Raw genomic sequence first — 14,969 nt, forward strand, 5'->3', positions numbered from 1 at the left:
AATTCAATTGTTTATGAGTCATTTTGATTACATAGATCAGCAGATTTTATTGCAAATACGTAAAGATGCGAGGAAACCATTTTCACAAATTGCTGAAGAATTAAAAATTTCTAATTCTCTAGTGCATCAAAGAATTAGAAAATTAAAAGAAAATGGGGTTATTGATAAAGCTGAATTTGTTATTGATGAAAAACGAATTGGCTATAAAACAAAGTCATATGTAGGTATTCGACTCAAAGAAGCTAGATATGCCAAATCCGTAGTGGATGATCTTGCTAAAATTCCGGAGATATTAGAATGTAATTATGTTTCTGGTAATTATGCTCTTTTTATTTTGATCTTTGCTTTTGATAATCATCATCTTAGAAATATCTTGTATGAGCAAGTACATCAAATCGATGGGGTAGCAGGCACCGATAGTTTTATTTGTTTTGATACAAATTTTAAAAGACAAATCACACTAGATTCATTAGTAAAGGGACAAAGTATATGATACCAGAAAAAGATCTAAATGTCTTAAAAACTCAATTAGAGGGAGACTTAGCATTTGATACGCTTACGAAATCATTATATGCCACAGATGCTTCTGTATACAGGAGAATTCCAACCGCAGTTGCTTTTCCAAAAAACATAAGTGATTTAAAAAAGATTATAGCTTTTGCCAATAAAAATAACTGTGGTTTAATTCCAAGAACTGCAGGAACCTCTTTGGCAGGTCAATGTGTGGGAGACGGAATCGTAGTAGACGTTTCCAAGTATTTTACAGAAATAATAGCAGTAGATGAAGTAAAGAAGACAGTTACTGTACAACCAGGGGTCATTAGAGATGACCTCAATCGATTTTTACAACCTTATGGTTTGTTTTTTGGGCCAAATACATCAACTTCTAATCGTTGTATGATTGGTGGGATGGTTGGAAATAATAGTAGCGGAACTACTTCTATTCAGTATGGGGTAACGAGAGATAAGGTATTAGAACTGCAAACATTATTATCCGATGGGAGCGAGGTTACTTTCTCCGATATCTCCAAAGAGGAGTTTCTTCATAAAACTAAAGAAAACACCTTAGAAGGTACTATTTATAAAGAATTATATAAAGAATTGTCATCATCTGAGGTGCAGAAACATATAGAGGAAAATTTTCCAAAATCTGATATTCATAGGCGTAATACTGGGTATGCAATTGATGAATTGATTAAAACCAATGTTTTTTCCGAAGGTCTTAAGGATTTTAATATGTGCGATTTGTTGGCTGGTAGTGAGGGAACATTAGCTTTTACTACACAGATTACCCTACAATTAGATGTATTACCGCCGAAGGAATCTTTAATGATTGCTTCGCACTTTCATTCGATAGAAGACTGTTTATTAGCAGTAGCTCCGGTAATGGAACATCCATTATTTACCTGCGAAATGATGGATAAAACCATTTTGGATTGTACAAAGAATAATGTAGAGCAGCTTAAAAACCGATTCTTTATAGAAGATGATCCCGAAGCTATTTTACTTTTGGAATTAAGAGCAAATGATTTAGATATCCTAGAAAAGCAAAAATCAGCACTTCTAGAAACCATTAAAGCTTCTAAATTATCCTATGCGAATCCCATTTTATCTGGAAATGAAATATATCAGGCTTTAGAATTAAGAAAAGCAGGATTGGGATTATTAGGAAACATTGTTGGTGATAAAAAAGCAGTTGCTTGTATAGAAGATACAGCTGTTGCCTTACCTGATTTAGCTAATTATATTGCGGAGTTTACAGAGTTAATGAAGAAATATGATCAACAAGCTGTATACTATGCACATGCAGGAGCAGGAGAACTGCATTTGCGACCAATTTTAGATCTTAAAAAGAAGACAGATGTTGTGCTTTTTAAAAAGATTACAGATGATGTAGCAACCTTGGTAAAAAAGTATAAAGGATCTATGAGTGGAGAACATGGGGATGGAATCGTTAGAGCTGGATATATTCCTTTTATGATAGGGAAAGAAAATTATGAAATACTAAAGAGAATTAAGAAAGTATTTGATCCTAATCATATTTTTAATCCAGGAAAAATTGTGGACGCTTTTCCTATGGATGAACAGTTGCGATATGAGATTGATAGAAAGGAACCAGAAATAGATACCTTATTGGATTTTACGGATTCTTTAGGAATCCTTCGTGCTGCAGAAAAATGTAATGGAAGCGGTGACTGTAGAAAATCCGTAGAAGCAGGTGGTACTATGTGTCCTAGTTATAGAGCTACCAAAAATGAAAAGGATACTACACGAGGAAGAGCCAATGCATTAAGAGAGGTATTAACTAATAATAAAAAAGCTAATAAGTTTGATACAAAAGAGTTGAAAGAAGTCTTTGATTTATGTATTAGCTGTAAAGGATGTTCTTCAGAATGTCCTTCTAATGTGGATGTAGCTTCGTTAAAAGCAGAGTTTGAGTATCAGTATCAAAAGGCTAACGGTGTTTCTTTACGAACAAAATTGTTCGCATATAATAACCGATTAAATGATTTGGGAAGAATTGCGCCTGGAGTCACAAATTTCTTTTTTAAGAACAAACTAACTTCTGGAATTCTTAAATCGACTCTAGGAGTTGCCAAAAAAAGAGAACTACCGCAGTTAAGTCGTAAATCTTTGAAAAAGTGGTGTCAGGAGAATTTAGCCACCTTGCAACCTCAAAACCCTATCAAAACAGTTTACTTTTTTTTAGATGAATTTACAAATCATTTAGATACTGATATAGGAATTGATGCTATAGAATTACTAACCAGTCTGGGATACGAAGTATTGATTACTGATCATAAGGAAAGTGGAAGAACATTTATTTCTAAAGGATTGTTAGAACAGACAAAGGAACTGGCTAATGAAAACATCGATATTTTTAGCAACATAATTTCCGAAAAATCACCTTTGATTGGATTAGAGCCTTCTGCTATATTAACCTTTAGAGATGAATATTTAAAATTGGCAGATAAAAAGGAAGAGGCAAAACAGCTTTCTAAACAAGTATTTCTAATTGATGAATTTCTGAAATCTGAAATTGAGTTAGGAAATATAACTTCAGATCAATTTAGTAGAGAGGAAAAAACAATAAAACTTCATGGTCATTGTCATCAGAAAGCATTATCTAATATTCAAACAACGTTTGTATACTTAAATCTTCCTAAAAATTTTAAAGTAACGATCATACCGTCAGGTTGTTGTGGTATGGCAGGATCATTTGGATATGAGAAAGAACATTATGATGTAAGTATGCAGATTGGAGAACAAACCTTATTTCCCGCCATTCGAAAAGCTCCTGAAACTACTGTAATTGCAGCGGTTGGAACGAGTTGTAGACATCAAATCAAGGACGGAACAGAGCGAGTAGCCAAACATCCTATTAGTATTTTAAGAAATGCACTGGTTTAAAATTTATCTTGTAAAATACTTATAGACAGGATGTTTTAAAATTGTGAATATCTAATCCTAAAAATCATATAAAGAACTTTTTTTAAGATATATATTTGGCATCCTAAAAAAACGAAATATATGAGTGCTACTTGGTATGAATGTAAAGTAAAGTATAGAAAGATAAATGATTCTGGTGTACAGAAGGTTACTACAGAACCTTATTTGGTGGATGCGGTATCCTACACTGAGGCAGAAACAAGAATTAATGAAGAGATGTCGGCCTATGTAAGTGAAGAATTCATTATCACCAATATTAAGGTTGCGAATTTTGCAGAAATACACCCTTTTGAAAATTCGGATCGTTGGTTTAAATCTAAAGTTTCTTTGATTGCTTATGACGAAGAAAGTGGTAAAGAAAGAAAAACAAATATGTACTTATTAGTACAAGCCAATGATGTAAAGGAAGCGTTTGATAATACCAATAGTGTTATGAAAGGTACAATGGGAGATTATACAATTCCTGCAATTGCTGAATCTCCGATTATGGATGTGTTTCCATATTTTACAGGAGAAGAAGAGCAATTAGAAAGATTTAAAGCACTTAGAGATTCTATTCAAATGGTAGAAGAAGTAGAAATTGATGATAGTGTTCCTGCAGCTCCAGGTTTTATTGGAGAAGAAGAGGAGTAAGATCTTTATAAATGGATAAGCTTCTTATCCTAATTTAATTAGTTAAAAGTTTTTGTACATGTGCTATTGAATGCACAGTACAAAAACTTTTTTGTGTTTAAAGGGTAACAATATTTTTTGTTGTTGATATAGAGGTATAAAACCTAAAAACTTAAAACAACGAAAAATTTAATTTTAAACAATTTGTTAGTATTTCTAAGTATAACTGTAATTATTGGTTGTACTAAGGATGAAGAAGTTATTGATCCAGCTGTATTAGAAGCACAAGAATTAAGAGAGCAAAGACAATTATTAGAAGAATCAGTAGCATTCTTAATAAACACGGATTCTATTTTGGCAGAAAGAAAAATCGAAACAGTGGAAGTGGTACGTTTTGATAGTGATTACAAAGCTTTAGATTCTTATGATGTTGATGGAAAAAGTTTTGTAGATGATGGAGAAGGCTTCGACGCAGAGAAAGGAGATGGTATTTATACAGCACAGTTGGTTTCTGATCAAACGGATATTTTAGAAGCTAAATTGGCTATAAATGATCAATTTAAGTATGGAGATAGATTAGATGGTTTATTAGAAACAAGAAAGTTAAAGATCAAGATAAAAGTAAAATGTCGTGCGACTTCTAAACAAGAAGGAGAAAGTTTATTTGGATTTTCATGTGAGAAGTGGGGAGGATGTGTAGAATTCGAAGATTGTAAAGTTGAAGTAGAAATAGAATTGTAAAATATCGTTTAATTCTGGTTAGTTAGTTTGATCAACCTTAAAGGCATCTTGCTTTTAGGGTTGATTTTTTTTTAAATATTTCGGTAACTAATTATTTATTTAAGCGTCATATATATAACAATATTAAAACAACCATAATCAATCAAAATATCAATCACATGAAATCATTCAGAAAAATTAAAATTCTATCAACTTTGGGATTATGTCTACTACTTACATATTCCATTAATGCTCAGAACTTAGAAAAGCAGTTAGATGATATCGTTTCTTCTATGTATTCTGCAGAGGAACCAGGTATCTCTATTTTGGCAGCCAAAGATGGGAAAGTTATATATCGTAAAGCTTTTGGAAAAGCAAATCTAGAATTAGATGTTCCCTTAGAACCCGAAAATGTATTCGAAATAGGTTCTATTACAAAGCAGTTTACTGCCGTTGCTATTCTGATGCTAGAGGAGCAAGGGAAACTAAAAATCGAAGATGAGATTACAAAGTACATACCTGATTATCCAACCAAAGGAAAAAAAATAACCATTCATCATCTATTAAATCATACTTCAGGAATTAAAAGTTATACTGGAATGGCGAATTTTATGGAATTGACCAGACAAGATATGACACCAACAGAATTGATCGATGTGTTTAAAAATGAACCTATGGATTTTAATCCAGGAGAAGAGTTTAGATACAATAATTCTGGATATATTTTATTAGGACACATCATAGAGGTAATTACAAAAGATACCTATGAAAATTTTATAGAGAAAAACATTTTTGATAAAGTTGGTATGAAAGATTCTTACTACGGTAAAATGAGTCAAGTAATAAAAAATAGAGCTTCAGGGTACAAACAAGACAAGGGTTCTTATTTAAATGCAGATTATCTTAGTTTAACTTTACCATATGCTGCTGGATCTTTAATGTCCACAGTAGATGATCTATTAAAATGGCAAAATGCTATCAGTGCTAATACATTGATCAAAAGAACGAGTTTGGAAAAAGCGATTTATGGTTCTAAACTTAATAATGGAGATGATATTAATTACGGATATGGTTGGGGAAAAACAAATATACAAGGAGCTAAAGGATATGCGCATAGTGGAGGTATTTTTGGTTATACGACAAATGGGATCTTTTTAGAAGGAGAAAATGTATATGTTATAGGGCTTACCAATTGTAACTGCAAAAATGTAGGAGAGATTACTACCAAAGTTGCAGCTACGGTAATAGGAAAACCTATACCTGATAAAAAAGATGCTATTTCATTACCGGAAACAGAGTTGAAAAAGTGGGTAGGTGCTTATGAGTTTGATGGAGGTGTTATACGTCATATTCAGTTAAAAGATGGTAAGCTATTTAGCCTTAGAGAAGGAGGACCAACACAAGAATTTCAAATTTATCCAATGAAGGACGGATCTTTTATTTTCGATGATGGTACCATTTCTTATAATTTTTCGATGACTAAAGATGGTAAAAGACAAGCTATTTTTAAAACATCAGATGAGAGTGCATTAGGTAAAGGTATCGATAAAGCTCCTCCTGCGGGAAGAAAAGAAATTTCTGTAGGTTTAGATGTTTTAAAAACATATATCGGCACCTATGAATTACAACCTAATTTCTTGATTGATATTACGGTAGAAGGAAATTCAATATTCGCTACCGCAACAGGACAACCTACATTTGAAATTTTTGCAGAATCAGAAACTAAATTTTTTCTAAAAGTTGTACCAGCAGAAATTACATTTAATAAAGATAAAGAAGGAAAAGTAGAAAGTTTAACCTTGAATCAAGGAGGTAGAAAAATGCCAGCAAAAAAAGTGAAATAATTGTATGGGAGTTTCACGGGTGATACTAGTTCTTAATTCGTAAGAACAATATCATTTTTTAGACTAATTAGTAGGAAAAGCGGAATTGAAAACTTATTATTTCAATTCCGCTTTATTGGTTGTAATTAAGTCTATAAAAAACTTAATTCTGATATAAATAGTTGGTTTAATTTATTAATTGTTTAGAGGAGTATCAAGTTTAATCATGTATAGAGAACTGGCATCTATAGTTGGAGTTTCTCCAGGAAGGATTTTTTGTTCTATGATACCATTATCATCTTCATCTGTAACTGCAAAATCATCATCATTTATGCAGCCTAATGTATGGTTATCAATAAGCCAAATCCCTTCTAATTTATCATGTGGATATCCAGTCTTTTGAACCAAATCAGCAACCAATGTTTTGGTTACAGGAACAATTCCAGCATTCTCGATTTCGGACCAGGTAGATTCTTCTAGTGTTTTCCCATTAAGTAATAAACCAAATTCATCTTCATCATTTGCCGAACTTACATCTGTAGCACCAGAAATATCGATTTTATACAAATGTTTTTGTACAGGTCCTTCACCAGAAAATTTACCATCTCTTTCGATAACAAGAAATTCTGTAGACGATAATCCAACGATTTCTGAATTTGATAAATTCGTATTCTCTTGTCTATATAAATATTGTTTGGTTTTTCCGGTCCGTAAATCAAATAGTAAAATTCTAGTAAGATCTGTTTGTATACGTTCTGGATTATACATAGTAGATTGCATAATCCCTGCTAATGTTCTTTGATCAGGAGTGATTCCTAATCCTTCCATTCCTCTATTAGGTCTACGTTTTGCAAATACAGCAGGTATTTTTCTACCGCCGTTACCTTCATTTATACCGTATGGAGAAATACGTTCTAATTCAACTCCATTAGCAGAATAATGAACGATATGAGGGCCATATTCATCAGATACCCAAAAACTGCCATCATGTAGTGCTACTAAACCTTCAGCATCTAAACCAAAATCATCAAAAGGTAATTGATTTCCATCAATGTCATAAGGGATTTCACCGGTAGCACCTTTACCTTCAGGATTCGGAATTCCAGAAATTGGGTTGCCATTAGGATCTTTTAGAAGAATTTCTTTTTTTAAAACGATTTCACCATCATTCGTGACAGAAAATAATCCAATTCTTGGAGTGTAGTCTGAAACTGGAAACTTTTTTCCATCAAGAAAATCAGTATTTGGTCCTCTATCGGTAATAGCATAAAATTCTCCCTTTCTTCTGGGATGTGCCGTTGCAGCAGAACCATAACCTCCATTCCTAATTTCTACATCTTCTTGAGTGGTCGTTAATACTTCGAATGGCAATTCATATTGTATATTTTCTTCCAAGACTAATTGAGGAGGAACAGAAATAGGACCACCAGAATAATCATCTAAGTAGTGACAGGATACAAAAAGAGTTAGCACTGAATATAGCAGTGCGGTTTTAAGAGTTTTCATAAGTTTTAAGTTTAGTATGTAATTAAGAAATTGTGTAAATTCTATAATTATGGTTAGTACTTTTTTTCAAGGAATGAATTCAAGAAAAATGAAGGTTGTAATCCTTCCAGATCAATTGCTACATTATCAATCTCTTCATTTGATTCTTCGATATAGGTCTCTAATTGTAGTTGTTGGTAATGAACAAGTTTCCATTCTTTATCGTGGTATTCAAGTGAGGTAAGATTTTCTATCCAATCTCCAGAATTTAAATATAGGCATGATCCGTTCTTATCTTTATAGGTTCTCATTTGAGGTTGATGAATATGCCCACAAACTACATATGAATATTTATTTTGGATAGCCAATTCTGCTGCTACTTCTTCAAAATCATTGATATACTTGACCGCTTTTTTTACGCTGTTTTTTATTTTTTTGGAAAGAGAAAATTTTTCTTTTCCCAGGCGTATCAAAAACCAATTGATACATTGGTTTAATAATATTAGCATATCATATCCCCATCCTCCTAATTTTGCTAACCATTTTGCATTTTGAATAGAAGCATCAAAAATGTCTCCATGAAAAAACCAAGCTTTCTTACCATCTAGTTCCAATACTAATTTGTCTACCAATTTAAAGTTACCCATAGTAGTATCACTAAATTTTCGCAACATTTCATCATGGTTGCCAGTAATGTATACTACTTCTGTGCCTTTAGAAGCTAGGGTGATAATTTTCTTTAAAATTTTTAGATGAGGTTTCGGGAAGTATCGTTTTCTAAATTGCCAAATATCTACAATGTCTCCATTAAGAATTAATACCTTAGGTTTAATACTATTTAGGTAGTTCAGTAATTCTTTTGCCTGACATCCAAAAGTTCCTAGATGAACGTCAGAGATAACAACGAGGTCTACAGTACGTTTTTTCATAAAAATGACTTACTACTACAAATAAACTATGAAATGGTTAAAAAATAATTAACCGATTATGAGCATATTGTTATCTGTTCTTGAACATTTTAAGTCATTATTACTAAAACATTAAACAGATATTATTATCAAAAAGTTGTAAACAACTAAAAACATAATGAATCGATACTTTTTTGATCAATTCATTAAAAAAGACACTATTTCATTGCGGATAATACTTCTATATACTTTCTTAACATTGGATCAATTGGTTTGTTTTGCTTTTTTCTTATCACAAAGTATCTATAAATTCGTCAACCAAATCTTAACAGTATTCTTACTGAAATGATTTAGATTTCTTTACACTAATACAAGTACATTATGCTCATTTTTTCAAGGAAAATTTATGTTTATCGAGTGATGATTTTTAGCATGATCTTTTTGCTGTCATCTTGTAATTCTGAAGTATCTAATACAGAGGGAAATAGTGAAACAGAGGATCCGATTGAGGCTAAAATAGACAGTATTGTATCTAAAATGTCACTGGGAGAGAAAATAGGTCAAACTGCGCAAAGAGGGAAATCCAGTAGAGTTAAAGAATTACCAAAGGATTTAAAAGATGCCGTTCGAAAAGGACAAATAGGTTCTTTTCTGAATATCATGAATAAAGAAGATGCAAAAGAATTACAACGAATAGCCGTAGAAGAAAGCCCTAGTAAGATACCATTAATTTTTGCACGAGATGTAATTCATGGTTTCAAAACAATTTTCCCCGTTCCGCTAGGGCAGGCGGCTTCGTTTAATCCTAATCTGGTTCAGGAAGGTTCAAGAATTGCCGCCATGGAAGCTAGCACTTATGGCATAAGATGGACTTTTGCACCTATGTTAGATATTTCAAGAGATCCGAGATGGGGTAGAATAGCAGAGTCTGCCGGAGAAGATCCATATTTAACAAGTGAAATGGCAAAAGCTTATATAAAAGGGTTTCAAGGAGATGATTTATCATCTCTGACAAGTATGGCAGCTTGTGCCAAACATTTTATTGGATATGGAGCTGCAGAAGGAGGAAGAGACTATAATACAGCCAATATCAATGATAATTTGTTGCATAATGTTTATTTAAAACCTTTTAAATCTGCAGTAGATGCTGGTTCTGCCACTTTTATGACAAGCTTCAATGATCTCAACGGAATCCCAGCTTCCGCAAATTCTTATGTCTTAAAAGATATTTTAAGAGAACAATGGGGATTCGACGGTTTTGTAGTAAGTGATTGGAACTCTATTAAAGAAATGGTGAATCATGGATTTGCCAAAGATCAGAAAGAAGCAGCAGAAAAAGCAATAAATGCAATGCTAGATATGGAGATGACCAGTACTGCTTATCAAGATCATCTTAAGGAGTTAATACATGAAGGGAAATTTTCTGAAAAAGAATTAGATGTAATTGTAAAAAACATTCTTCGAATTAAATTTAGATTAGGATTGTTTGATAATCCATATTTTGATCCAAATGATACGGTTTTATATGCTAAAAAGCATTTAGAATCTGCACAAAAAGCAGCAGAAGAAAGTACTGTATTGTTAAAGAACAATAATCAGGTATTACCCATAAGTTCTAAACAAAAAATTGCAATTATAGGTCCTTTGGCGGATGCTCCTCATGAACAGTTGGGGACATGGACATTTGACGGAGAAAAAGAGCATACTATTACTCCTTTAAACGCTTTTGAAAATGATAATCAATACACAATAGCGTATACTAATGGATTATCGTATAGTAGAGATAGATCCACCAAAAATTTTCAAAAGGCAGTTTCTATAGCAAAATCATCTGATGTGATCTTGTTTTTCGCGGGAGAAGAAGCTATTCTATCTGGGGAAGCACATAGTAGAGCAAAAATCAATCTGCCAGGAGCACAAGAAGCATTAATACATGAGCTACATAAAACAGGAAAGCCAATTGTATTAATATTAATGGCAGGAAGACCAATAACCTTAGAAAATGTAAAAGACAAAGTAGATGCGATTCTTATGGCATGGCACCCAGGAACAATGGGAGGACCAGCTTTAAAAAATATTATAACAGGAGTAGTCTCTCCTTCAGGGAAATTACCTGTTACCTGGCCAAAAGAAGTAGGGCAAATACCGATTCATTACAATCATAAAAATACAGGAAGACCTGTAATACCCGATGAGTTTGTACAAATGGATTCTATTCCTATCGGTGCTTGGCAAAGCTCATTAGGAAATACCTCTCATTATTTGGATGCTGGATTTTTACCAGAATATCCTTTTGGATATGGATTGAGTTATAATCTTTTTACCTATTCTGATATTTCTATTTCTAATAATACTCCAAAAATAGGAGATACAATCACGGTAAAAGTAACCGTAAAGAACGAAGGAAACAGAATCACCAAAGAAACTGTACAACTATATTTCCGTGATATGGTAGGTAGTATCACAAGACCTGTAAAAGAACTACTTAGGTTTCAGAAAATAGCATTGGGCTCAGGAGAATCCAAAGAAGTATCTTTTACATTTTCTACCGATGATCTAGCTTTTTATGGGCCTGACAAAACATGGATTACGGAACCTGGTGATTTCAAACTTTGGGTAGCAAAGGATGCTTCAGATGAAAGTAATGTTTTAGAATTTACCATAGAATAATTATCTTTTATGCAGAATGCTATAGTCTATATTGTATTTGGAGTTTCCGGAAGTGGTAAAACTACAGTTGGAAAAGCTTTAGCAGAAAACTTAGGGATTCCGTTTTATGATGCAGATGATTTTCATCCCAAGGAGAATATTCGAAAAATGTCTGATGGTTTCCCGTTGAATGATACAGATAGAGCGCCTTGGCTGCAAAAATTAGCAGATGCAATTTCTGAATGGAATACAAAGGAAGGAGCCGTATTGGCGTGTTCTGCTCTAAAAGAATCCTATAGAAGTACCTTGCAAGGTGTAGATCCAAATTATATAAAATGGATTTTTTTAGATGGAAGTTTTGAGCTAATTACGAATAGATTGGGGGCAAGAAAGAATCACTTTTTCAAGAAAGAAATGTTGATTTCGCAGTTCGAAACTCTGGAAAAGCCAAAAGGAGGCATTGCCATTAATATTGATAAAAGTGTTGATCAAATCATAAATGAAATTAAATCCAAGTTGAATACAAGAAAATCAGAAATAGGATTGATAGGGTTGGGAGTTATGGGTAATAGCCTGGCTAAAAATCTTTTATCTAATAATTTTAGAATCTCTGTTTATAATAGACATGTCGACGGGATCGAAGTAGATGTAGCAAAGAGGTTTGTAGAAGACCAATCCGAAAGTGATACCGTTTTAGGTTTTGATGATTTAGAAAAATTCGTAAACTCAATAGAAAAACCTAGAACGATCATGGTAATGGTCAATGCTGGTAAACCCATTGATTTAGTAATAGAAGCATTAATTCCATTATTATCAAATGGTGACTGTATCATAGATGGAGGAAATTCTCATTATAAGGCTACCTTAGAAAGAAGTGAAAAATTGATTCAAAGTAACATTCATTTCTTAGGTACTGGAATATCTGGAGGCGAAGAAGGTGCGTTAAAAGGACCTTCTATCATGCCTGGAGGCGCTAAAGTGGCCTATGAAAGATCTGGCAAGTTTTTAGAAGCTATTGCTGCAAAAGATAAAAGCGATCGCAGTTGTTGTACGTATATAGGACCAGATGGATCTGGACATTTTGTAAAGATGGTGCATAATGGTATTGAGTATGCCGAAATGCAACTTTTAGCGGAGACTTATCATTTATTAAGATTTTATCTTTCTAAAACTCCTATTGAAATCTCCAATATATTTAAGAATTGGATTCAAAATGGTGCGCAGAGCTATTTACTCGAAATAACGGCAGATCTTTTATTAAAAAAAGAAAATGAGGATTTTTTAATAGATAAGATTCTGGATAAAGCAGGGCAAAAAGGAACTGGCGGATGGTCCACAGTTGCAGCTTTAGAACTGGGAGTTTCTTTACCAACGATCTCAGAATCTGTAATGGCTCGTAATGTTTCTGGAATCAAATCTAAAAGAGTAGAAGCCTCAGAAATTTATAAATTAGATAAAAGTCAATGCGACTTAGATGAGAAAACTTTTATCAATAATTTAGAAAAGGCTTTTATCGCTACAAGTATTATTAATCATCATATTGGTTTTGAATTGATGCAGGAAGCTTCTGCTACGTATCAATGGGAATTAAATCTTTCGGAAATAGCCAGAATATGGACCAATGGATGTATTATACGAAGTACCTTAATGGAAAAGATTTCAGAATTATTTCTTTTAAATGATCAATCTTCTTTACTGCTTTTTCCGTCCATTGTTCAAACTTTAAAATCTAATGTAACCGCTCTTTCTGAAGTAGTAAGTGCTGGTTTAAAATCTGGATATCCACTTCCTGTATTGTCATCAGCGATTAATTATTTTTATAGCTATACATCCGCTCAATCATCAGCGAATATTATACAAGCGCAACGAGATTATTTTGGGGCGCATACCTATCAAAGAGTTGATAAACCTCTGGATCAATATTTTCATACTAACTGGAAAAGCTAACCTATGGACTATCAATTATTAATAGCAGTAGGAATTGGAATTGCTGCTTTACTTTTTATGATCTTAAAACTTCGTATGCAAGCATTTATTGCTTTGCTTATTGTTTGTATTATTGTTGGAATTTTAGCGGGATTACCAGCAGAAGATGTTCTCAATAGTATAAAAAACGGAATGGGAGGTACGCTGGGGTTTGTGGCTACCGTAGTAGGATTAGGTGCATTGTTTGGAGGTTTACTTGAACATTCGGGTGGCGCACAAGGATTAGCAAATTATATACTAAAATTAGCTGGAGAAAAAAATGCTTCATGGGCTTTGATGATTACGGGATTTATTATTGCAATCCCCGTATTTTTTGATGTAGCTTTTATTATCCTTATACCTATTGTGTATGCAATTGCAAGAAAAACCAAAAAATCATTATTGTTATATGCAATTCCTCTATTAGCTGGTTTAGCAATTACTCATAGTTTTATTCCCCCAACACCAGGACCAGTAGCAGTTGCTGATATATTAGGCGCTAATTTAGGTTGGGTTATCGTTTTTGGATTTTTAACAGGAATTCCTGCTGCTATTATTAGTGGTCCCATGTTAGGTAAATATCTTTCAAAAAAAATTAAACTAGATATTCCAAATACAGAGGTTACTAACACTACTATTGATAATCCTCCAAATCCAATTGGTATTATTGGAATTATTATGTTCCCGATAGTATTTATTGTACTAAAAACAGTCTTGTTGGGAGATTGGTTTGATCAAAGTCAGTTCCCGAAAGCAATACTATATACGATAACATTATTAGGACATCCTTTTACAGCACTAATTATGGCAAATTTAATTGCTTGGTATTTCTTAGGGATTAAACGAGGTGTTACTAGAGATGATTTATTAAAAATTTCTATGAAGTCTTTTAAACCTGCAGGTGCTATCATACTGCTTACAGGTGCTGGAGGCGCATTTAAACAAATATTGGTAGATACAAAGGCTGGAGAATTGTTAGCTTCATCATTACAGAGCTCATATATTCATCCGTTATTATTTGCTTTTATTGTAGCAGCATTAATAAGAGTTTTGCAAGGTTCCGCAACTACAGCAATGATCGCTGCAGCTGGAATTACTTCTCCAATCATTATGGCTGGTAATTTTAGTGCTGCACAGATAGCATTATTTGTAATTTCTATAGCATCGGGAGCAACTATGTTATCACATGTAAATGATAGTGGCTTTTGGTTAGTGGGTCAATATCTTGGAATGACCGAAAAACAAACATTTCGTTCGTGGACCGTAATGACAACACTGATTGCTATAACTGGAGTTATAATGTCTTTGTTACTATGGTATATATTTTGAATCCCGTGTTTATAGGTGTTAATGATTA

At 33.1% G+C, this 14,969-nt stretch carries 10 protein-coding genes; 8 read left to right on the forward strand and 2 right to left on the reverse strand.

All coding sequences use genetic code 11. The annotated features are described in order from the left end of the window. The first annotated feature begins 13 nt into the window (after positions 1–13). The 5 genes from Q1A73_RS02010 to Q1A73_RS02030 all read left to right on the forward strand — a co-directional run bounded on the left by Q1A73_RS02010 (position 14) and on the right by Q1A73_RS02030 (position 6,626). Complete coding sequence (locus tag Q1A73_RS02010; RefSeq protein ID WP_299600979.1) at positions 14–493, forward strand: Lrp/AsnC family transcriptional regulator; 480 nt, start codon at positions 14–16, stop codon at positions 491–493. After that, positions 490–3,411 carry an FAD-binding and (Fe-S)-binding domain-containing protein gene (locus Q1A73_RS02015; RefSeq protein WP_299600981.1) on the forward strand — a complete coding sequence of 974 codons (2,922 nt, stop codon included), beginning with the start codon at positions 490–492 and terminating at the stop codon, positions 3,409–3,411. Before Q1A73_RS02010 ends, Q1A73_RS02015 begins: the two co-directional genes overlap by 4 nt. Before the next feature lie 120 nt (positions 3,412–3,531). After that, positions 3,532–4,083: a DUF4494 domain-containing protein gene (locus Q1A73_RS02020; protein WP_299600984.1), complete on the forward strand. Its 552-nt coding sequence runs from the start codon at positions 3,532–3,534 to the stop codon at positions 4,081–4,083. A 183-nt stretch (positions 4,084–4,266) separates the two neighbouring features. After that, entirely contained in the window at positions 4,267–4,803 is a 537-nt protein-coding gene (locus Q1A73_RS02025) for a choice-of-anchor X domain-containing protein (protein WP_299600987.1), read from the forward strand. 158 nt (positions 4,804–4,961) lie between these two features. Then, positions 4,962–6,626 carry a serine hydrolase gene (locus Q1A73_RS02030; RefSeq protein WP_299600990.1) on the forward strand — a complete coding sequence of 555 codons (1,665 nt, stop codon included), beginning with the start codon at positions 4,962–4,964 and terminating at the stop codon, positions 6,624–6,626. 174 nt (positions 6,627–6,800) lie between these two features. Here the strand turns inward: Q1A73_RS02030 and Q1A73_RS02035 are convergent, their stop codons facing one another. Beyond that, complete coding sequence (locus Q1A73_RS02035; protein WP_299600993.1) at positions 6,801–8,111, reverse strand: esterase-like activity of phytase family protein; 1,311 nt, start codon at positions 8,109–8,111, stop codon at positions 6,801–6,803. A gap of 53 nt (positions 8,112–8,164) precedes the next feature. Further along, positions 8,165–9,019, reverse strand: coding sequence for a UDP-2,3-diacylglucosamine diphosphatase (locus Q1A73_RS02040; protein ID WP_299600996.1), 855 nt, complete (start codon positions 9,017–9,019; stop codon positions 8,165–8,167). A gap of 360 nt (positions 9,020–9,379) precedes the next feature. Here Q1A73_RS02040 and bglX point away from each other — a divergent pair, with 360 nt between their 5' ends. From bglX to Q1A73_RS02055, 3 genes are read left to right on the forward strand one after another with little or no spacing between them, the layout of a single operon-like run. Beyond that, positions 9,380–11,668 (forward strand): beta-glucosidase BglX, encoded by a 2,289-nt coding sequence (gene bglX, locus Q1A73_RS02045; RefSeq protein WP_299600999.1) that lies wholly within the window; start codon positions 9,380–9,382, stop codon positions 11,666–11,668. A gap of 9 nt (positions 11,669–11,677) precedes the next feature. Beyond that, positions 11,678–13,594 (forward strand): NADP-dependent phosphogluconate dehydrogenase, encoded by a 1,917-nt coding sequence (gndA, locus tag Q1A73_RS02050; RefSeq protein WP_299601002.1) that lies wholly within the window; start codon positions 11,678–11,680, stop codon positions 13,592–13,594. A gap of 3 nt (positions 13,595–13,597) precedes the next feature. Next, on the forward strand, positions 13,598–14,941 hold the full coding sequence (locus Q1A73_RS02055) for a gluconate:H+ symporter (protein ID WP_299601005.1): 1,344 nt from the start codon (positions 13,598–13,600) through the stop codon (positions 14,939–14,941). Positions 14,942–14,969 lie beyond the last annotated feature (28 nt).

The organism is uncultured Aquimarina sp. (genome assembly GCF_947492115.1).
Taxonomy (GTDB): Bacteria; Bacteroidota; Bacteroidia; order Flavobacteriales; family Flavobacteriaceae; genus Aquimarina.